Here is a 19,414-nt window from a genome sequence, read left to right on the forward strand (position 1 = left end):
CAGGCGATAATGGCCGCATGATATTCCGCTGGTTCGAATCCCTGATCGACGTGTTCGGCAAGCCCGACACGCGCATGCCGCCGCGCGGGATCGCCCGCTTCTACCTGCACTACCTGCGGCAGGCCTGGCTGGTACTGGGCGTGATGTGTGCGCTTGGATTCGCGGTGGCGCTGGTGGAAGTGGCGCTGTTCGATTTCCTCGGCCGGCTGGTCGACCTGACCCGCGAAGTGCCGGCGGCGGGTTTCTTCGCCCGTCATGGACGCGAACTCGCCCTCATGGCCTTCGTCGCCCTGATCGCCCGTCCGTTGCTGATCGCCCTGAGCGACCTGCTGATGCACCAGGCGGTCACGCCCGGATTGACTGCGCGCATCCGCTGGCAGCAGCATCAGTACGTGGTCAGGCAAAGCCTGTCGTTCTTCCAGAACGACTATGCCGGCCGCATCGCCAACCGGATCATGCAGACCGGTGCCTCCCTGCGCGAATCGGCCGTGCAGATCGTGGATGCGCTGTGGTACGTGAGCGTCTACACCGGCAGCGCGCTGGTCCTGTTCGCGCAGGCGGACTGGCGCTTGACCGTGCCGTTGATCGTCTGGGTATTGCTGTACATCGGCGCGCTGGCCTTCTTCGTGCCGCGGGTCAAGCAGCGCTCATGGAAGGCCTCCGAGGCGCGCTCGGCGCTGATGGGGCGCATCGTCGACGGCTACACCAATATCGCCACCCTCAAGCTGTTCGCGCACACGCGCCAGGAAGACGCCTACGTGGCCGAGGCCGTGCAGGAGAACGTGGAGAAGGTGCGCGCCATGACCCGCATGACCACCGGCATGGACGTGACCCTGACCGTGCTAAACGGGCTGCTGGTGGTGGTTACTGCCGGGCTGGGGTTGTGGCTGTGGCAGCAGGGCCTGATCACGGTGGGCGATATCGCGCTGTCCACCGGGCTGGTGATCCGCATCGAGAACATGTCGGGCTGGATCATGTGGGTGGTCAACGGCATCTTCGAGGACATCGGCACCGTGCAGGACGGCATGGAAACGGTGGCCAGGCCCAATGCCGTGGTCGACGTCGCCGACGCACGCCGCCTGGTCATCAGCCGTGGCGAGGTGGAATTCCGCGGCATCCATTTCCACTACGGCAAGCAGGGTGGGGTGATCGCGGGGCTGGACCTGCACGTGCGCCCGGGTGAGAAGATCGGGTTGGTCGGTCCCTCCGGAGCGGGCAAGTCGACCCTGGTCAACGTGCTGTTGCGACTGTACGACCTGGAGGCTGGCAGCATCCTCATCGACGGCCAGGACATCGCCGGAGTGACCCAGGAAAGCCTGCGCGGACAGATTGGCGTGGTCACACAGGACACTTCGCTGCTGCACAGGTCGATTCGCCAGAACCTGCTGTACGGGCGTCCCGATGCGACCGAAGCCGAGGTGATCGCCGCCGTGCGTGGCGCGCGTGCCGACGGCTTCATCGCCGGTCTGGTGGATGGCGAGGGCCGGCGCGGCTACGAGGCGCAGGTCGGCGAACGCGGGGTCAAGCTGTCAGGCGGCCAGCGCCAGCGCATTGCCATCGCCCGGGTGCTGCTCAAGGATGCGCCGCTGCTGGTGCTGGACGAGGCGACGTCGGCGCTGGATTCGGAAGTAGAAGCCGCCATCCAGGACAGCCTGGACACCCTGATGCACGGCAAGACCGTCATCGCCATCGCCCATCGCCTGTCCACCATCGCGCGCATGGACCGGCTGGTGGTGATGGAGGGGGGCGCGGTGGTGGAGACGGGCAGCCATGCCGAACTCATTGCGCTGGACGGCCTGTATGCCCGCTTGTGGAAGCGGCAGACGGGTGGATTCGTGGCGGTGGCCTGACGTCGATTCACCCTGCTCCCTTCATTCGTCTGTTAGCGTTACCCCTCAGGCGGTGCCTTGCGCCGCTGCAACCCAATGCAGTGATGCTCGGATACCTATACAGGTGCTGATAGAAGAACAGCAAATCGGCGTCGCCAGCCTGCGCCCGGGGATGTACGTCAGCCGCCTTGACCGGGACTGGATCGGCACGCCGTTCCTGCTGCAGGGTTTCCTGGTCCAGACCCAGGACGACATCGACCTGCTGGCCCAATACTGCCGGCACGTGTTCGTGGACACGATCAAGAGCGAGACCTTCATCCGCACCACGCTGCAGCGCCTGGAGCGGCCTGCCCATGTGGTCGCCGCGTACGAGCTGCCGACGATCGCCACGCTGGTCAACAGCCGTCCGCGGCCGGTGCACAGGAAGGTGGAAGAAGAGCTGCCACGTGTCCACGAGGCGGTACAGACGGCGCGCCTGGCGACGGCCGACCTGATCGCCAGCGTGCGCGCAGGCGGCAAGCTGGATGAAGCCGTGGTCGACCAGGCGGTCACGCCACTGGTGCAAAGCGTGCTGCGCAATCCCGACGCCTATTTCTGGCTGGAGACGATGCGCCACCATGACAGCTATACCTACAGCCATGCGATGAACTGTTGTGCGTTGATGGCCGCGTTCGGCAGGCACCTGGGGTTGGGCGACCAGCAATTGCACGACATGGCCACCGGCGGCCTGTTGCTGGACATAGGCAAGACCGCCGTGCCCGAGGCCCTGCTGGAAAGCAGGGAGCTGCTGGATGCGGCGGAACAGGAAATAGTGCATGGCCACCTGCAGCACGGCGTGCGGCTCTACGATGCATCCGGCGCGGACAACCTGTTCGTGCGGGACATCATCGAGACCCACCACGAGCGCGAGGATGGCTCCGGCTATCCCTCGGGGCTGGCCGGTGACGGCATCCCGCTGTTCGGACGCATCGCCGGCATAGTGGATTCGTTCGATGCCATGACCAGCGCGCGTCCGTATCGCGCCGCCTCTTCCAAGTACGAAGCGCTGCAACAGCTGTACCGTGCGCGGGGCCGGCTGTTCCAGGCCGACCTGGTCGAGCAGTTCGTGCAATGCCTGGGCGTGTACCCGGTCGGCACGCTGGTCGAGTTGAGCACCGGCGAGGTGGCCGTGGTGATGGCGCAGAACCCCATCCGCCGGCTGTTCCCGCGGGTGATGCTGCTGACCGACGTCTCCAAGAAGCTGCGCAACGGCTTCGAGGCGCTTGATCTTCGCGATACCCTGGCTGGCGGCAACCTGTCCACCCAGGTGAGCATCCGCAAGAGCCTGCCGGTGGGTGCCTACGGGCTCGATCCCAGGGAACTGTACCTTTGAGCCGCGCCATGGCGCGCCGGCGCGAGCGGGGGAGCGACGGGTGCTGAATCGGCAATTGTTGTTCGATGCCATCGAGCGGCTGGCATCGCCGGCTACCGGCGAGGGCGCCTTGCTGATCGTGCGCATGCGCAACCTGCACGACTACGAGGCCATGTTCGGCTACGAGGCGGGCGACGCGCTGGTGCTGGCGTTCGAAGCGCGATTGCGGGAATGCCTGCGCAGCGTTGATGTGGCCGTGCGTATCGGTGAATGCGATTTCGCGGTGGTCCTGCCCGGCCTGGCCGACCGCAACCATGTGTCGCTGGCTGCGGCGAAAGTGTCGCGTACGTTCCAGGAGCCGCTGCAGGTCCGCAACCGTCCGGCCTGGACCAACGTGGCGGTGGGCGCCTGCGCGGTGGCCGATGCAGGAACGCCGACCTTGCTGTGCCGTCAGGCCGACGTCGCCTGCAGGCGCGCCTGGGAGCTGCGCGAACGCCACTTCCTGCACGCCGGCTTGTCCTCCACCCTGGTGGGCTACGAGGAGCTGCAGGCGGCCATCACCGGCAACCAGATGCAGCTCTTCCTTCAGCCGGTGTTCTCAATGCAGGATGGTGAACTGAAGAGCTTCGAGTCGCTGTCACGCTGGGTCCATCCCGTGCACGGACAGATCCGGCCGGCGGTATTCGTGCCGATGGCCGAGCAGGCCGGGCTGATCCACGAGCTGACCCGCTGGAACCTCAATGCGACCTTCCGCCATTGCTCCCCGTTCATCGAGGCGCATCCCGGGATCAAGTGCGCGGTCAACATCTCTCCGGTGGCGCTGACGGCACCGGGCTTCGTCGAACAGATGGCGTCCGCCTTCAGGCTGTGGAAGATCGCGCCTGGCAGCGTGGTGCTGGAGATCACCGAAACCGCGTTCGTGGATAACCAGGAGCAGCTCGTGGAAGCGCTGTCGGCCCTGCATGCGGTGGGGGTTGGCATCTCCATCGACGACTTCGGTACCGGCTATTCGTCGCTTTCCTATATCCGGCGCTTTGCGGTCGATGAACTCAAGATCGACATGAGCTTCGTGCACGACCTGGCCGGCAGCGCGCGTGCCCGGCGGCTGGTGGCGTGGATGATCCAGATGGCGCACGGAATGGGCGCCATCGCAGTGGCCGAAGGCATCGAGGATGCGGAAACCTGGGCGCGCCTGGGCGAGATGGGCTGCGACCACGGCCAGGGTTACTACCCGGGCCGGCCGCAGCCGGCCGAGGAAGCGCTGGCCCTGCTGGCCAGCGCTTCCTGACCGGTCGGATTACTCGATCGGCTGGTCCAGCATCAGTTCGCGGGCAAAGCGCACCGGCGGCGCGCCATAGGACAGGATCTGGTCGTGGTAGGCCTTGAGGTTGAACTTGTCGCCCAGCTTGGCTTCCATCGCCTTGCGCGTGTCGTAGTGCTCCTGCACGCCGACGAAGTACGTGGGCAATTGCGCTGAGGTCAGCTGCACGCGGGTCCACTTGCCGTCGGCTTCGCGTTCCTGCTGGAAGGTCTGGCGCACCATCAGGTCCATCGCCTGCTCCTTGGTCCAGTTGTCCACGTGCACGCCCTGGTCGAGGATCGCGTTGGCGATAGTGCGCAGGTAGAACTTCAGCTGCACCAGGCGGAACAGCGGATCGTTATCCATGTAGCCGGCCTCGGCCATCATGTTCTCTGTGTACACCGCCCAGCCCTCGGCGAACATGCCCGAACGCAGCACGGCGCGCAGGGTCGAGGGGAACTTGGCCGAATGCCAGCCTTCCAGGTAATGGCCCGGCGTGCCTTCGTGGATGCTGAGCAGGTGGATCATGCGGCCGTTGTATTCGCGCAGGAACGAATCGACCTTCTTCGCATCCCATTCCTCCGGGATCGGCGAGACCGCGTAGAAGGTCTCCAGGTTCTTGTCCAGCGGGCCGGGCGAATCGCAATAGGCCACGGCAACGCCACGCTGGAACTCGGGCATGGTGATGATCTTCACCGGTGAGTCGGGCAGGGTGACCAGGTCCTTCTCGCGGACGAAATCGGTCGCCGACTTCAATGCCGCCTCGGCCGCTTCAACCACCTTGTCGCGGGCCGGCTTGTCGGCGTAGGCCAGCTCCAGTGCCGCCTCGATCGCCTTCTGCTGCTGTTCGTCGCTGGGTGCATCGGGCATTGGCGGGGCACCCGCCTTGTCCTTCAACACGGTGCGGGCGATGCCGTACATCTCTTCGCGCACGCGCTTCAGTTCGCCTTCGGCGCGCTGCTTGATCTCGGCACGCGACAGCGAGGACAGCAATGCGAACTGCAGTTTCTGGTCATACATGGTCTGGCCGATGCGGAAGTCGCCCTTGGCGTTCGGCACCAGGGTTTTTTCCAGCCATTGCTTCTGCTCGGCCACCGCCTTGCCCAGGGCTTCGCTCGCCTTCTCGGCGCGCGCGCGATCGGCTTCCGGCAGTTCCTTGAGGTGCGGGGTGATGAACATGGAGACGATGCTGAGGATGCCGTCGTTCTGCTTCAGCACCGTTTCCGCGTGCACTTTGGGAACGCGCGCCGGATCGAGATTCTCGCGCGACTGTGCCAGCAGGGCGGGGATCTTCTCCATGCGCGCGGTGGCCGAACGCAGGCGGTCGGGCAAGGGTGCGAATTCGCGCGCCATCAGGTTGTACAGCGCGCCCCCGGCCAGGCTGTTGTAGACCTGCGGATCCCAGGCCCAGCCCTGCTGGGTTTCGGTGTCCCAGATTCCGTACTGCAGCTGGTTGCGCAGGATGGCCGCATCCACCTGGTTCTGGCGCGACAGTTTGCTGGCATCCAGCGCATCGAGTTCGGCCAGGATCTTCTTGCCGAAATCGACACCCTTCTGCCGGCCCGCGGCGCTGAGGTCGTCGATCTCGGAGTCGTATTTGTGTTCGCCAATCTGGGTGGCGGCAACCGGGGACAGCTGGAACCAGCCATCCAGCGCGCGCGCCGACAGGTCGGCGAATTTCGCGTCGGCCTCGGCGGTGTCGCCGGAGGCGGCAACAGGCGCGGCTGCAACGTCGGCAGCGGGTGCCTCGGCCTTCTGGCAGGCGGCAAGGCTGGTAAGCAGGGCGAGGGCGAGCAGGCTGTGGCGCATTCCATGGAATCCCGTTGCAGTGCGGTATGCACCAAGTCCCCGAGCATAGGCAAAACCGCCTGTCAGTGCATGTGCCGATGGCATATGCTCGCCCCACGACGAAGGAGTCTTCACATGAAACATTCCGGAAGCTGCCACTGCGGCAGGATCGCGTTCGAAGTGGACGGTGATATCACCGAGGTGGCCGATTGCAACTGCTCGCTCTGCCGCCGTCGCGGCGGCCTGCTCTGGTTCGGGCCACGCGAGGCGCTGACCATGACCACGCCCGAAGCCGACATGGGCACCTACACTTTCAACAAGCACCATCTGCACCACCATTTCTGCAGCACCTGCGGGATAGCGCCGTTCAGCGAGGGCGACAATCCGAAGACTGGCGCGAAAATGATCGCAGTGAACGTGCGCTGCCTGCCGGACCTCGACCTGAAGACGCTGAAGATCAACGAGTACGATGGCGCCAGGCTGTGAGGGCACTTGCAGCGTCGCTGCTGATACTGGCCGGCGGTCTGCTTTCAGCATCACCGGTCCGGGCAGGCGATGACTGTCCTCCCGAATGCGCCGACGCCGCTTCCCTGCAATTGCTCAAGCGCCAGGGTTTCGTGGTCGAGGACGCCACCACGCGCAATGCGCTCGCGCTGGGTCTGCTGGCTTGCCTCTCCAGCCCCGACCCGCTGCTGCGCGACGGTATCGCCTACGAAGCACTCACTGCGTGGTTGCGTGGCGACCAATTGGATGCCGGCATGCGCCGGCAGTTGCGCGATCGCCTCTACGCCATGCTGCAGGACGTGGACGAAGCGGGTTTCCGCCGCCCGTTTTCCGCATTGGTGTTGTCCGAGGTGGCCCGTACCGATCGCATCGCGCAATGGATGAGGCCGGAAGAACGGGCGGACATGGTCGAGGCCGGGGCGCAATACCTGACCTCGATACGTGACTATCGCGGCTACGACAATGTCCAGGGTTGGCGCCACGGGATTGCGCATGGCAGCGACTGGCTGATGCAGCTGGCCATGAATCCGGCCCTGCAACGCGCGCAGCTGGATGTCATCCTGGGCGCCGTCGCGGCGCAGGCGGTACCGCAGTCCGCGCATGCCTATATTTACGGCGAACCGGGACGTCTGGCGCGCCCCGTGCTTCATGTCGCCAGACGCGGCGCGCTGACCGAAGTGGAGTGGACTGCCTGGTTCGCTGCGTTGCCCGGAAAGATCGGCGATCCGTCCGGAGCCTATGCCGATACCGCGTGGCTGGCGCGCCGGCACGATCTGCTGGCCTTCCTCACTGCGATCCACTTCGAGGCACAACAATCGCAGGATGCAGGGCTCAAGAGCCTCGAGCTAGCGGCGGCAAGGGCGATAAAAGCGGTTCCCTGATCCAGAGACTCCGCAACAGCGCATGCAGGCCCGGCCCGGGGCGGCATGCTTTGCTAGGTTTCCGGCGGCTCGCTGGCGCCCGGCTGCACGGCGGGATCGTTGCGCTCCTGGCTGTGGCGCTTGCCGGGTTGCTCTCCTGGCTTTTTCGGTGGTTCGAGCACTACATCGCCCTGCGCCGGGTCGAGCTCGGGTGGCAGGTCGGAATGTTCGGGCATGTTCATGGGGGCACTCCAGAGGTTGGACGGGCTGCAGTGGCTGCAAGCCTGCCACGACCTCCATGAAGAACATGCAATGTTGCCGTCAGAAGGCATCAGGCATCAGGGCTTCTGAAGCTGGCGCGTGTGGATCGCCGAGCTTGCGGCGGAATTTCAGGCGGACGCTGGCTGTCGTTCGGCGGTGGCGGGCAACGGTACGCGCTCGTCCAGCACCTCCTGCTTCATCCAGTCGATGAACAATCCCGCCGCCGCAGAGAGCGGGCGGTGCGTCGGATGTACCGCGTAATAGGAGAAGCGCGCCTTCAACGCAGGGCCTGGCAGCCGTATCAGTTCATAGCGCTGCAGGTAGGGCGCGACGATCTGCCTGCGGGCCAGCGCCGCGCCAATGCCGTAGACGGCCGCGCGCATGGCGTCGGTGCTGTCGCTGAAGACATGCATCGGCGGCAATTCCAGGCCGCGCACGCCGGCGGCGCGGAACCAGTCACGCCAGCCCTGCGACGCCATGTCGCTGACCAATGGCAGGGATGCGATCTGGCGCGGCTCCAGCACCATCCCGATGCCGTCCAGAGCCGGGGAGGCCACCGGGAAAAGTTCGTCGTCCATCAGATGATGGGACGTGAGTCCCGTCCATTGGCCCGGCCCGTGGCGGATGCCCAGGTCCGGGCCGTCCTCGTCGAAGCGCGTCAACGCGATATTGGTTTCGATATTCAGGCGGATATGCGGATGCGCCGCGCAGAACCGCGGCAACCGCGGCAGCAGCCAGCAGTAGGTCAGCGAATGCAGGGTGGAGATGCGCAGCGTGGTGATGCTGCCACCGTGGTGGAGGTTGGCTGCGACGGCGGCGATGTCGCCCAGGGCGGCCGTCGCCGCATCGGCCAGTTGCCGGCCCTCGGCGGTCAGGGTGACGCCACGCGCATTGCGCTGGAACAGGAGCACGCCGAGCTGCGATTCCAGCTTGCGGACGTGGTGGCTGACCGCACTGGCGGTCAGGTGCAGCTCCTCGGCGGCATGGGCGAAGTTCTGGTGGCGCGCCGCGGCGGCGAACACGCCGAGGGCCGGCAGCAGGGCGGGGCGCAGGTTCACGGCTATAACCTCCAGCCACAAGCCAGATTTGCGGCTGGGCGGGATAGTACGCGCTTGTGGGCGTTGCCGGTTTACGGACAATAAGGTGCTGGCACAAATGCGGGAGGGTGCGATGGCGGTGAAGTCGGCAGTGGTGGAGGCGGGCCGTGCACCTGCGGCGGCCGAACGGGACTGGCGCACTCCCGTGGAGTTGCTGGTGCTGGGCGCCATCTGGGGCGGCTCGTTCCTGTTCATGCGGGTGGCGGCGAAACCGTTCGGCGCGTTCGCCCTGGTCGATATCCGCCTGGCCCTGGGCGCGCTGGTGATGCTGCCGTTCCTGTGGCGCGACCGTGCCGCTTTCAATCGCGGCATCTGGCCCAGGCTCGCCTTGATCGCGCTGGTCAATTCGGCCATTCCATTCTTGCTGTTCGCGTGGGCGGCGCAGCGTTCGCCAGCGGCGATCGGTGCGATCTGCAATGCCATGACGGTGCTGTTCGCGGCTCTGGTGGCATTCCTGTTCTTCGGCGAAAAGATCGGGGTGCGCCGTGCGCTGGCCCTGCTTGCGGGATTCGCCGGCGTAGTGCTGCTGGCGACCAGCAAGGTGGCCGGCCTCAGCGTGGGCTGGGCCGTGGCGGCGGGCGCCAGCGCAGCCCTGCTGTACGGCGTCGGACTCAACCTGGTGCGCCGGCACATGGCGCACCTGCCGCCCGCCGCTTCGGCCGGCAGCACCCTGAGCTGCTCGGCCTTGTTGCTGGCCCCGTTCGCGCTTACCCATTGGCCTGCCGGGCCGATATCGACGGCCGCCTGGGCCAGCGCCATCGCCCTGGGCGTGCTGTGCACGGGCCTGGCCTTCCTGATGTATTACCGCCTGATCCAGCGCATTGGTCCCACCCGCACGGCGGTGGTGACCTACCTGGTCCCGTTGTTCGGCGCGGCCTTCGCGTGGTTGTTCCTGGATGAACCGGTGACCCCGGCCATGATTGCGGCGGGGCTGTTGATCCTCGGCAGCGTTGCAGTCAGCCAGCGCTCCACGGCGAAGTGAGTGCCACAGTGGGCGTGCAGAAGCGCGTGGTGTTCGATTTCGAGATCGACTTCAGCAACGGCGGCGGCCTGCAGGGGCAGCAGTTCCGGCTGGATATCGAGGGCGACGATATTGCGGATGCGGCGTTGGCCGGGTACCTCGTCGATGAGCTGCGCCTGCTGATGGTCGGGGCGGTGCGAATCGCCAACAAGCGGATCATCGAGGAGGCGCACAAGCGCAGCTAGGGCCGGCGCTTATCGTTCGAGCGGCGCGTCCACCGTGCCATCCGGTTCCGCCGGTGTTGGCAGTTGCGAGCGCACCCGCACCACCGTGGTGGTGCAGTCGGCTTCGGCCACCACCCGCGCCGAAACGCTGCCCAGCAGGCGACGTACCCCGGTCACGCCACGCGCGCCCATCACCAGGTGGTCGATCCGGTTGCTGCGGGCATGCTCGATGAGTGCCTGGGCCACATCGCTGGATTCCAGCACGTGGAAGGTGAGCAGGTGGTCGGGCAGTTGCAGCGCGCGCGCCCAGTGGCGCAGGGCGAGCAGGCGCTTGACGTGGCGGTTGCGCCCTTCGATATCCAGGTTGCTGTCAAGGCCGATCCGCGAAGTACGCATCACCGTCACGCAGGCCAGGCGTGCGCCGGGCGAAGTCTGCACGATGCGCTGCACGGTTTCGCGCAGGGCTTCATCCAGCTCCGCATGCTGCTGCTTCAGGTCGATGGCAACCAGCACCAGCGGCGCGCGTACCACCGCACCTGGTTGCGATGCGCGCATTTCCAGGCTGTCCTTGCCGAAGAAGCGGAACCAGCGGCGCGCAGTCTGCAGCGTGCCCGCGCGCTGGCTGCGTTCGGCTCGCTCGCCCAACAGCACCTGCTCGGGATGCTGCAGGTCGAAGGCCAGTTGCGCGGCCGTGGGATAGCGCGCGTCCGGGTCCACTTCCAGGCAGCGCAGGATGATTTCCTGCAGCCAGAGCGGCAGGTCGGGCCGCAGGCTGCGTGGCGGCACCGGGTCGCGATAGAAGCGGCGGCGCAGTCCGCGCTGGCTGCGCGGGAATCCGAACGGACGCTCGCCGGTAGCCAGGTGATACAGGGTGACGCCGAGGGCGAACAGGTCGCTGCGCGGATCGTTGCGCACGCCCAGCACCTGTTCGGGCGCAATGTAGGGCGAGGTGCCGATCGGTACGTGGAACTGCTCGGCCAGCAGGTCCGGCAGTTGCAGGTGGTGGGACAGTCCGAAGTCGATCAGCACGATGCGCTCTACGCCGTCCTCGTCGGCATGCAGCAGCAGGTTGCTCGGCTTGATGTCCAGGTGCACGACCTTCTGCCGGTGCAGGTCGTCCAGGGCCAGGGCCGCCAGCGCGCCCAGTCCCGCGACTTCCCCGGCCGGCCGTGGCAGCCGTTCCAGCAAAGGGCGCAGCGTCTCGCCACGCACCTGTTCCATCACCAGGTAGGGCTGGTCGCCAAAATCGCCGCTGGTCACGAAGCGGGGCACGTGCGGGCCGCGCAGCATCGGCATCAGCATGCGCTCGACTTCGAAGCCGACCAGCTGGGTGACTTCCTCGCCGTAGCCGATCGAAGGCAGCTTCATCAGCAGCGGGAACTCCTCGCCGGCGCGGCTGACCCGCCACAGCGTGGCCATGCCGCCCTGGTGCAGCGGCTCGTGCAGGGTGAATTCCCCCACCTGCAATCCCGGGCGCAGTTCCATCGGCATCTCAGGCGCCCGTCAGCAGGCGCTGGGCCAGTGCATCGGGCAGTCCCGCTTCACGCACGCGCGCGGCGGCCCGCTCGTGGTCGTAGGGAATACGCAGGAAGGTGAGGCGATCGGTCTCCGTGTCCAGCCACGCGCATGCCGCCGCCGGGTTGCCATCGCGGGGCTGGCCGCAGGCGCCCGGAATGGCCAGCCAGCGACGTGCGGGCAGTAGCGGGATGGCGACGTCGGGGTGCGGGTCGAAGTGCGCCGCATCGCCGGGTTGCGTGTAATACAGGGCCGGGTCGTGGACATGACCGCAGAAGGTCAGTCGCTGCGGCGTGGCCGCCAGGCTCTGGCTGGCGGCCAGGCGCGAGGCGACGTAGCTCCATTGGCCCGGCGCCCAGGCGTTGGCATGCACGTACAGGCGATCGGCCTCCGTCACCTGCAGCGGCAGGGCGCGCAGGAAGTCGAGTTGACCTGGGTCCAGGTGCTTCCGTGTCCAGTCGATGGCGGCGCGGGCGTCGGCGTTCATGCGCAGGTTGCCCGCAGCGTCCGGCGGTGAGCACGCGGCCTCGTCATGGTTGCCCAGTACCGCCACTGCGCCGGCTTCCATTTGCGCGCGCACCACGTCGACCACCCAGCCGGGGTCGGCGCCATATCCCACCAGGTCGCCCAGGAACACGTGTCGCGTACAGCCGGCCTGCTGCAGCGCCTCCAGGCAGGCTTCCATCGCCTCGCGGTTGGCATGCAGGTCAGCGAGCAGCCCTATGCGCATGGTGGGACTATCCCCTCGGCTTCATCGGGTCCAGCGTAGGGCTGCACCGGCGCGGCCGCCATTGGCCCTTGGTCTTGGCTCAGGGAACGCCTGCACGCACGGGCAGCGGCACGTTGCACAGGTCGATATGCCCGGCCGGGCGCTTGTAGAAATCATCGCGACGGTTGCGGCGCGCTTCGGTGGCCTCGGCGAAGGCCTTGCTGTCGGTGCGCAGCAGTTGCAGCGGTGTGCGTTCGGCTTCCGGCACTTCGCTGGCCAGCTTGATCGCCTTGATCGTCGTGCGCAGTTCCGGCTTCTCGTAGAAGCCCATGGGCGCGGGCCCGCGCGGGATGACGCTGAGCCGTTCCATGCCCTGGATGACCCGGCCGACCACGGTGATGTTGTCGTCCAGCTGCCGCGGCGACTGGCCGTCCACCACATAGAGTTCGGCGCCGATGCTGCTGTCGGCCTCGTTGCTGCGGCCAGCGCCCAGGGTGCCATAGCAATGCGCCAGCCAGGTCGTGCCGGCCTTGGGATCGCGACCCACCGGGAAGCCGTCGACGAAGCCGACCTGCGGCGCCCAGCCATCCGCGTCGGGAAGGCGATCGAACCTCAGGCCGGCGGAAGCCCGGTGGAATTCGGCCGGCAGTTTCTTCTTCGCCGTGCCCAGCGGGCGGGCCTTGGCCGGGTCGTCTCCATCCGGGTCGCCGAACTGGACCACGAAGTTGTCCTGTGAGCGATAGATGCTCAGGCCATCCCAGAAGTGCTCGCGGGCCAGGGTGCGGATGTTGGCGACGTGTCCGGGCGCGAACTGCGGCGCCAGCTCGATGACCACGCGCCCGCTTTCCAGTTCCAGATACAACAGGTTGGCCGGATCGGGCGTGCGCCAGGCCTCGGCGGGCGCGGCGTCGATGATCTCCTGGGCACTGCGGTATCTGGCGGGTTCCCCCGCACTGATGGGCTGGCACAACAGGGCAAGGGCGCAGGCGAGCAGGGCGGGACGCAGGGACATGGAGGCTGCCAGTGGGAATGTGAACCCGATTCTCGCCTGCCTTTCACGCCATGGCCATGCGGATTACTAATGGCACATTCGCTATACCTAACTCAACAATAGTATTCACTCCAACCTAGCGGCCCGCGCCGAGGGGAGGTCCCATGAACGAGTCAGACCTGCAGCTGAAGAAGTTCCAGAAAGAACTCAGCGCCGGCACCGTATCGCTGGTCCTGCTTGCGGTGCTGGCCAAGGCCGCTGAACCGATGTACGGCTACCTGATCGCCAAGCAACTCGAGCGCGTGGGCGAAGGCGTACTCAGCGGCAAGCAGAGTGCGTTGTATCCGGTGTTGCGCAACCTGGAAGGCACCGGCTTGCTGGAGAGCTTCATCGAGCCGTCCATGTCCGGGCCACCGCGCCGTTATTACCGCATCACCGAAGCAGGGCGGCTCACCCTGCGCGAATGGGTCAGCGCCTGGCGCGCCACCCGTGATTCCGTGGATTCCGTCCTGTTGGGGATAATCGAATGAACGCCACCATGCCTTCCGAAAGCCGCCTGCCCACCACCATTCCCGAATACCTGGAAGCGCTGCGCGCGGCACTCCGCGGTGCCGACCCGGCCATGATCCAGGATGCGCTCTACGACGCGGAGGAATACCTGCGCTCGGAACTCGCCGAGCAGGCCGGCAAGAGCGAGGCCGAGGTGATTGCCTCGGTGGCCGGCAGCTACGGCGCACCGGCCGAGGTGGCCGAGATCTATCGCGATACCGAAGTGACCGTCAGCCGTGCCCTGCGTGCGCCGGTTGCCCCCAAGCGCAAATCGGTGCTTGGCAGGTTCTTCGGCGTGATCGTGGATTCGCGCACCTACGGCGCCCTGTTCTACATGCTTTTGTCACTGGCTACCGGCATCGTCTATTTCACCGTGGTGACCACCGGCGTAAGCCTGTCGCTGGGCTTGCTGGTGCTGATCGTGGGCATTCCTATCCTGGTGCTGTTCCTGGGCCTGATCCGGGTGCTGTCGCTGGTGGAAGGACGCATCGTGGAAGCGCTGCTGGGCGAGCGCATGCCGCGCCGTCCGCTGTACACGCAACGCGACAAGGGCTGGCTGGAAAGGATCAAGGAAATATTCACCGACGTGCGCACATGGACGGCGATGCTGTATTTCCTGCTGATGATGCCGCTGGGCATCGCCTACTTCACCATCGCCGTGGTCGGGCTGGTTGTGCCGTTGTCCTTCATCGCTGCACCCATCGCGGTGTGGACCGGGCTGGCCGACGTGGGTACCGGTCCGAACGGATGGCTGTTCCTGGGCGATGCCGGCAACGGCATCACCACCAACGTGCAGATGTGGCAGTTGCCGCTGCTGCTGGTCACCGGCTTCGTGCTGTTCTTCGCCACCCTGCACCTGGCCAAGGGCATCGGCAAACTGCACGGCCTGCTGGCCAAGCACCTGCTGGTCCGCAACCCGGTGGTGTAAGGCTTGAAGCCCCTCTCCTGCGGGACAGGGGTTGGGGTGAGGGTACAGCGGAGTCCTGGCCGGCTCCGGCAATTTGGGCTCTGCCGTAACCTCATCCGGCGCTATGCGCCACCTTCTCCCGAGGGGAGAAGGAATGGAACATCAAGCGGCGTATTTGGCGATGAAGTCGCGCACGTCCGGATACACCACTTCACGCCAGCGGCGGCCGCTGAAGATGCCGTAGTGGCCTGCGCCTTCCACGGTGATGTGCTGGTGTCTGGCCTTGGGGATGCCCGTGCACAGGCCGTGCGCGGCGGCCGTCTGGCCGGCGCCGGAAATGTCGTCCAACTCGCCTTCGATGGTCAGCAGCGCGGTCTTCCTGATCGCGGCGGGCTTGACCAGTTCGTCCTTGATCTTCCAGGTGCCGCGCGGCAACGAAAATTCCTGGAAAACGGCGCTGATGGTGTCCAGGTAGTACTCGGCCGGCATGTCCAGCACGGCGTTGTACTCGTCGTAGAACTTGCGGTGCGAGTCGGCGTCTTCCAGGTCGCCCTTGACCAGGTCGGCATAGAAATCCCAGTGCGACATGAAATGGCGGCTGGGATTCATGGCGATGAAACCGGCGTGTTGCAGGAATCCGGGATACACCCGGCGCCCCTCGCCGGGGTAACCGGCCGGAACGGTGTGGATGACGTTGTTCTCGAACCACGACAAGGGGTTCTTGGTCGCCAGGTCATTGACCTTGGTGGGGCTGTGGCGGGCATCGATCGGGCCGCCCATCATCACCAGCGAACGTGGCGTGGCCTCGCCGCGCGCGGCCATCAGCGACACCGCCGCCAGCACCGGCACGGTCGGCTGGCAGACGCTGATCACGCTGAGGTTCTCGGCGCCGATGTGGCGGATGAAATCCTCGATGGTGGCGATGTAGTCGTCCAGCCCGAACTTGCCTGCTTCAGCCGGAACCAGTCGCGCATCGATCCATTCGGTCACATAGACCTTGTGGTCCTGCAACAGGGTGCGCACGGTGTCGCGCAGCAGGGTGGCGTGGTGGCCCGACAGCGGCGCGACCACCAGCACCGCCGGCTCCTTCTTCATTGCCGCCATGCTCGCCGCTTCGTCGGTGTAGCGCTTGAAGCGCAGCAGGCGGCAGAACGGCGTGGCGATTATTTCCTGCTCGATCACCGGCACCTTGGCGCCGTTGACCTCGATCTGGTGGATGTTCCAGGGCGGCTTTTCGTAGTCCTTGCCGAGGCGGTGCATCAGCTCGTTGCCGGCAGCAAGGCGGTCGGCGCCGGGCAGCGTCGACAGCCAGCTATGGGGATCGGCGAACAACTTGGCGTTGGCGCCGGCCTGGTGGATCCACGGGGCCATCAGGTGGCGGCCCAGCTCATGCCATTGGTAAAGCATCATCGGTTGCGAAGTCCTGCCAGTGCGGGTTGCTGCGTCGCAGCATACCGGAAGCCGGTGTTGGCGCCTTCACGCACCCTTTTCCAGCGCCGACAGCTGGTCACCCAGTCCCTGGGCAAGCCAGCAGTGGGATCCCACCGACAGCAGTCCCTGGGCATTGAACTGCTTGCGGTACCAGGCCGCCGTGCGCGGCTGGAATCCGACCTGGTCACCTTCGTATTCATCCTCGCGGGTGAACGCTTCCAGGAAGGCCACCCCGCCACAGAGTTCGCCCAGGCCGGGCAGGCCACGCTGCAGTTCCCGCGTGGGCAGGTAATGCAGCACGTCAGCACACACCAGCAGGTCGACCGGTGCGCATGGCCGCAACATGCCGAAGTCGGCGAAACTGGCGTAGTGCAGGTTGCGGCGTCGCCCATGTTTGGCGATGGCGAATTCACTGCTGTCGAAGCCCAGGTAGCGCAGCTTGGGACGCAGTTTCAGCAGCGGCGCGCGCCACGCGCCTTCGCCGCAGCCGATATCGAGCACGGTGCGGATCGGGCGCTCCAGGTAGTACTCCGCGCAGGACACCGCCAACGCCACCTTGCGTGCCAGGCGCTGCGGCCCGCCAATGTCGCCGCTTCGATACCAGTGCTGGAAATAGGTTTCGTCGTATTGTTTTTGCATGAAGGAGGAGGAGGAGGAGGAGGAAGGAGGGGGGAGACTAACCCCTTTGCCCGACGGTTTTTGCTCGTCATCCCCGCGCAGGCGGGGATCGCTCTTGCCTGTGCTCGTGCTCAGCCTAACGGGAGGCGATCTTTTTTGCGCGCAAGGAACGATAAGCCGAAGCGATTCCTGCCTGCGCGGGAATGACGAACACATTTTTTCCCTTCGCTCGCCATCCCTGCGCAGAACCTGCCCTCGAATGCGCCAGCCGGGGGCCAGGATGCTCCCCCCGTGCTGCAGGCCAGTTGGGCCGGGTTATCCTTGCCGGCACGATTCCACAGCGAGAAGCACATGTACTTCTGGGTCAAGACCGCACACCTTGTTTTCGTGATCTCGTGGATGGCCACGGTCTTCTACCTGCCGCGCATCCTGGTCAACCTGACCGAAACCAGTGGCCAACCCGAGGTGCAGGCACGGCTGCTGATGATGGGAAAGAAGCTGTATCGCTTCGGCCACACCATGTTCGGGCTGGCGCTGGTGCTGGGACTGGTGCTGTGGCTGTATTTCCACATCAGCGGCGGCTGGCTGCATGCCAAGATCGGGCTGGTGGCGTTGCTGCTGGCCCACTTCATCGTGGCCGGTCGCTGGTTGAAAGGCCTGGAGAAAGGCCGCGCGCTGCCCTCATCGAAAGCCTTGCGCTGGTTCAACGAACTGCCGGTGCTGCTGCTGGTGGTGATCGTGTACCTGGTGCTGGCCAAGCCGTTCTGACATCGCAGGCGCGGGCAAGGCCCGCGCCTGCGATGCGCGTTATTTCTTTTCGAAGTCCACCGGCTTTGGCAGCTCCACCGGCACACCATGGGCATCGCAGGTGTTGGCCGCACACAAGCGCTCGCGCAGTTTCGGTGTCGCCTGCACGATGAAGTGGTAGATCGTGTTCTGCTCGACCGTGCCACGCACCGCCTCGCTGCCCGGGCCGCGCGCCCAGATGCCGACGTCTTCGCCACCGTGCGACTCAGACTTCAGCGGTACCAGTGATTCCTGCAGGTAGTCGGGCGCCTCGGTATCGACCTGGCTGAGGTCCGGACGTCCCTCGCGCGGCTCGAAACTGCTGGGCGCGTGCAGGAAACTTTTCGGTCCCGCCGGCTGCTGGTTGCTGGCGCCGGTATTGCCGGGACCGTTGGCGTAAGTCAGGGTGGTGAACACCTGTCCGGTCTGGTCGCGCGCCAGGTCGCCGGGCACGTCTTCTTCGCTGCTTATGCCGCGTACCTTGCCCAGGATCGGATTGCCGCGCACCGGATAACCCACCAGGTTGAGCGTGTGCGAATGGTCCGCGGTGACCAGGATCAGCGTGTCCTCGGCGGAGGTGGCCTGCATGGCGGCGCGCACCGCATCGGACATGGAGATGGTCTCGTCCAGCGCGCGGTAGGCGTTGCCGTAATGGTTGGCGTGGTCGATGCGCGCGCCTTCGACCATCAGCACGTAGCCCTCGCGGTTCTTCGACAGCGTGTGGATGGCGGCCAGGGTCAACTCGGTGAGGCTGGGTTCGGCCTGGGGCGTTTGCTTGCGCTCATGTTCGAACTGCATGTGGTCGTCTTCGAACAGGCCCAGCAGTGCGGGCGCGTCGCTGGCCTCCAGCAGTTGGCTGCGGTTCCAAACGTAGGCGCCACCGACGTGCGACTGCTTCCATTCGGCGACCAGGTCGCGCCCGTCCAGGCGCTGGCCGACCTTGTCGTCGTATTCCGGATCACGCTGCGCCACCGTGGTGAATTCACGGCGGCCACCGCCCAGCGCGACAGTAGGCCCACGGCCGAAGCGAGACGAAGCAAGCAGTTGCTGCGCGATGTCGGTGCAGCCTTCGCCGCGCGCCTGCGCGGGCAGGTCGGCGTCGTTTTCCCAGTCGCGGTTGGGTACGTGGGCATAGGTCGCGGCCGGCGTCGCATGGGTCAGGCGCGCGGTGGTGACGATGCCGGTTGCGAGGCCTGCGCTGTCGGCCAGCTCGAGCCAGCTCAGCAGGGGTTGCCGCAGGCTGGTGGCGCAATCGTTCCTGTGGCCGGCGGCGACGCCAATGGCGCCCATGTGGCTCTTCACCCCGGTGGTGATCGCGGTCATGGTGCCGGCGGAGTCGGGGGTCTGCGAATCGGTGTTGTAGGTCTTGCTGAGCGCGGTGCTGGGGAAGGTTTCCCACGACAGCTGGTTTTCCTCGCCCGGATTGCCCTTGCGCTGCCCTTCCAGGATGCGCGCGGCCGCCACCGTGGTCAGGCTCATGCCATCGCCCAGGAACAGGATCACGTTCCTGGCGCGTCCGTTCATGGCGCCGTTGCCGGCCGCGCGCGCGGCGCCGCTGCGATACCACCATGCGGGGGTTTCACCTGTCGGATGCCGCACTGCCGGCACCTCGACCGTTGTGGCCGCCGCCGCCGCGGGGCGCGCTGGAGCGGTGCTGCAACCGGTCAGCACGGTGAACAGGAAAAGGGGCAGGGCAACGTTCAATCCGTGCAGCTTGCGGTTGCTCAAGTCAG

At 66.1% G+C, this 19,414-nt stretch carries 19 protein-coding genes; 10 read left to right on the forward strand and 9 right to left on the reverse strand.

The annotated features are described in order from the left end of the window. Positions 1–20 precede the first annotated feature (20 nt). The 3 genes from DT603_RS13740 to DT603_RS13750 all read left to right on the forward strand — a co-directional run bounded on the left by DT603_RS13740 (position 21) and on the right by DT603_RS13750 (position 4,468). Positions 21–1,850: an ATP-binding cassette domain-containing protein gene (locus tag DT603_RS13740; protein ID WP_162350676.1), complete on the forward strand. Its 1,830-nt coding sequence runs from the start codon at positions 21–23 to the stop codon at positions 1,848–1,850. Positions 1,851–1,953: 103 nt separating this feature from the next. Next, positions 1,954–3,201: an HD domain-containing phosphohydrolase gene (locus tag DT603_RS13745; protein ID WP_162350555.1), complete on the forward strand. Its 1,248-nt coding sequence runs from the start codon at positions 1,954–1,956 to the stop codon at positions 3,199–3,201. 40 nt (positions 3,202–3,241) lie between these two features. Beyond that, complete coding sequence (locus tag DT603_RS13750; protein ID WP_162350556.1) at positions 3,242–4,468, forward strand: EAL domain-containing protein; 1,227 nt, start codon at positions 3,242–3,244, stop codon at positions 4,466–4,468. Positions 4,469–4,477: 9 nt separating this feature from the next. Here DT603_RS13750 and DT603_RS13755 read toward each other — a convergent pair whose 3' ends face one another. Continuing rightward, a complete protein-coding gene (locus DT603_RS13755; RefSeq protein WP_162350557.1) occupies positions 4,478–6,289 on the reverse strand; it encodes a DUF885 domain-containing protein in 1,812 nt (603 codons plus the stop codon). Positions 6,290–6,403: 114 nt separating this feature from the next. Between DT603_RS13755 and DT603_RS13760 the strand changes: the two genes are divergently transcribed. After that, a complete protein-coding gene (locus tag DT603_RS13760) occupies positions 6,404–6,754 on the forward strand; it encodes a GFA family protein (RefSeq protein ID WP_162350558.1) in 351 nt (116 codons plus the stop codon). Then, on the forward strand, positions 6,751–7,653 hold the full coding sequence (locus DT603_RS13765; protein ID WP_211368449.1) for a DUF2785 domain-containing protein: 903 nt from the start codon (positions 6,751–6,753) through the stop codon (positions 7,651–7,653). Before DT603_RS13760 ends, DT603_RS13765 begins: the two co-directional genes overlap by 4 nt. A gap of 53 nt (positions 7,654–7,706) precedes the next feature. Here the strand turns inward: DT603_RS13765 and DT603_RS13770 are convergent, their stop codons facing one another. Both DT603_RS13770 and DT603_RS13775 read right to left on the reverse strand, forming a co-directional pair. Beyond that, positions 7,707–7,874, reverse strand: coding sequence for a hypothetical protein (locus tag DT603_RS13770; protein ID WP_162350559.1), 168 nt, complete (start codon positions 7,872–7,874; stop codon positions 7,707–7,709). Positions 7,875–8,021: 147 nt separating this feature from the next. Beyond that, positions 8,022–8,951: a LysR substrate-binding domain-containing protein gene (locus tag DT603_RS13775; RefSeq protein ID WP_162350560.1), complete on the reverse strand. Its 930-nt coding sequence runs from the start codon at positions 8,949–8,951 to the stop codon at positions 8,022–8,024. 112 nt (positions 8,952–9,063) lie between these two features. Here DT603_RS13775 and DT603_RS13780 point away from each other — a divergent pair, with 112 nt between their 5' ends. Then, a complete protein-coding gene (locus DT603_RS13780; protein ID WP_162350561.1) occupies positions 9,064–9,972 on the forward strand; it encodes a DMT family transporter in 909 nt (302 codons plus the stop codon). After that, the gene (locus DT603_RS13785; protein ID WP_211368459.1) at positions 9,969–10,196 is read left to right on the forward strand and encodes a cyclase; all 228 of its coding nucleotides are present in this window, start codon (positions 9,969–9,971) and stop codon (positions 10,194–10,196) included. Before DT603_RS13780 ends, DT603_RS13785 begins: the two co-directional genes overlap by 4 nt. Positions 10,197–10,205: 9 nt before the next feature. Here DT603_RS13785 and DT603_RS13790 read toward each other — a convergent pair whose 3' ends face one another. From DT603_RS13790 to DT603_RS13800, 3 genes are all read right to left on the reverse strand, one after another. Continuing rightward, positions 10,206–11,660: a serine/threonine protein kinase gene (locus DT603_RS13790; protein WP_211368451.1), complete on the reverse strand. Its 1,455-nt coding sequence runs from the start codon at positions 11,658–11,660 to the stop codon at positions 10,206–10,208. 7 nt (positions 11,661–11,667) lie between these two features. Then, positions 11,668–12,420 carry a metallophosphoesterase family protein gene (locus DT603_RS13795; protein WP_162350563.1) on the reverse strand — a complete coding sequence of 251 codons (753 nt, stop codon included), beginning with the start codon at positions 12,418–12,420 and terminating at the stop codon, positions 11,668–11,670. A gap of 79 nt (positions 12,421–12,499) precedes the next feature. Next, entirely contained in the window at positions 12,500–13,411 is a 912-nt protein-coding gene (locus tag DT603_RS13800) for a peptidylprolyl isomerase (RefSeq protein ID WP_162350564.1), read from the reverse strand. Between the two features lie 143 nt (positions 13,412–13,554). On the opposite strand from DT603_RS13800, the gene DT603_RS13805 reads away from it, so the two are divergent. Further along, a complete protein-coding gene (locus DT603_RS13805; protein WP_162350565.1) occupies positions 13,555–13,920 on the forward strand; it encodes a PadR family transcriptional regulator in 366 nt (121 codons plus the stop codon). Beyond that, the gene (locus tag DT603_RS13810) at positions 13,917–14,867 is read left to right on the forward strand and encodes a sensor domain-containing protein (RefSeq protein ID WP_162350566.1); all 951 of its coding nucleotides are present in this window, start codon (positions 13,917–13,919) and stop codon (positions 14,865–14,867) included. Before DT603_RS13805 ends, DT603_RS13810 begins: the two co-directional genes overlap by 4 nt. Before the next feature lie 141 nt (positions 14,868–15,008). Here the strand turns inward: DT603_RS13810 and DT603_RS13815 are convergent, their stop codons facing one another. After that, on the reverse strand, positions 15,009–16,253 hold the full coding sequence (locus DT603_RS13815; protein ID WP_162350679.1) for a polyhydroxyalkanoate depolymerase: 1,245 nt from the start codon (positions 16,251–16,253) through the stop codon (positions 15,009–15,011). Between the two features lie 69 nt (positions 16,254–16,322). Beyond that, positions 16,323–16,916, reverse strand: coding sequence for a class I SAM-dependent DNA methyltransferase (locus tag DT603_RS13820; protein WP_162350567.1), 594 nt, complete (start codon positions 16,914–16,916; stop codon positions 16,323–16,325). Positions 16,917–17,246: 330 nt separating this feature from the next. On the opposite strand from DT603_RS13820, the gene DT603_RS13825 reads away from it, so the two are divergent. Then, positions 17,247–17,663 (forward strand): CopD family protein, encoded by a 417-nt coding sequence (locus DT603_RS13825; RefSeq protein ID WP_162350680.1) that lies wholly within the window; start codon positions 17,247–17,249, stop codon positions 17,661–17,663. Between the two features lie 39 nt (positions 17,664–17,702). On the opposite strand, the gene DT603_RS13830 is transcribed toward DT603_RS13825, so the two are convergent. Further along, the gene (locus tag DT603_RS13830; RefSeq protein WP_343037766.1) at positions 17,703–19,352 is read right to left on the reverse strand and encodes an alkaline phosphatase family protein; all 1,650 of its coding nucleotides are present in this window, start codon (positions 19,350–19,352) and stop codon (positions 17,703–17,705) included. Positions 19,353–19,414: the final 62 nt, after the last annotated feature.

The organism is Pseudoxanthomonas gei, assembly GCF_010119615.1.
Classification (GTDB): Bacteria; Pseudomonadota; Gammaproteobacteria; order Xanthomonadales; family Xanthomonadaceae; genus Pseudoxanthomonas_A; species Pseudoxanthomonas_A gei.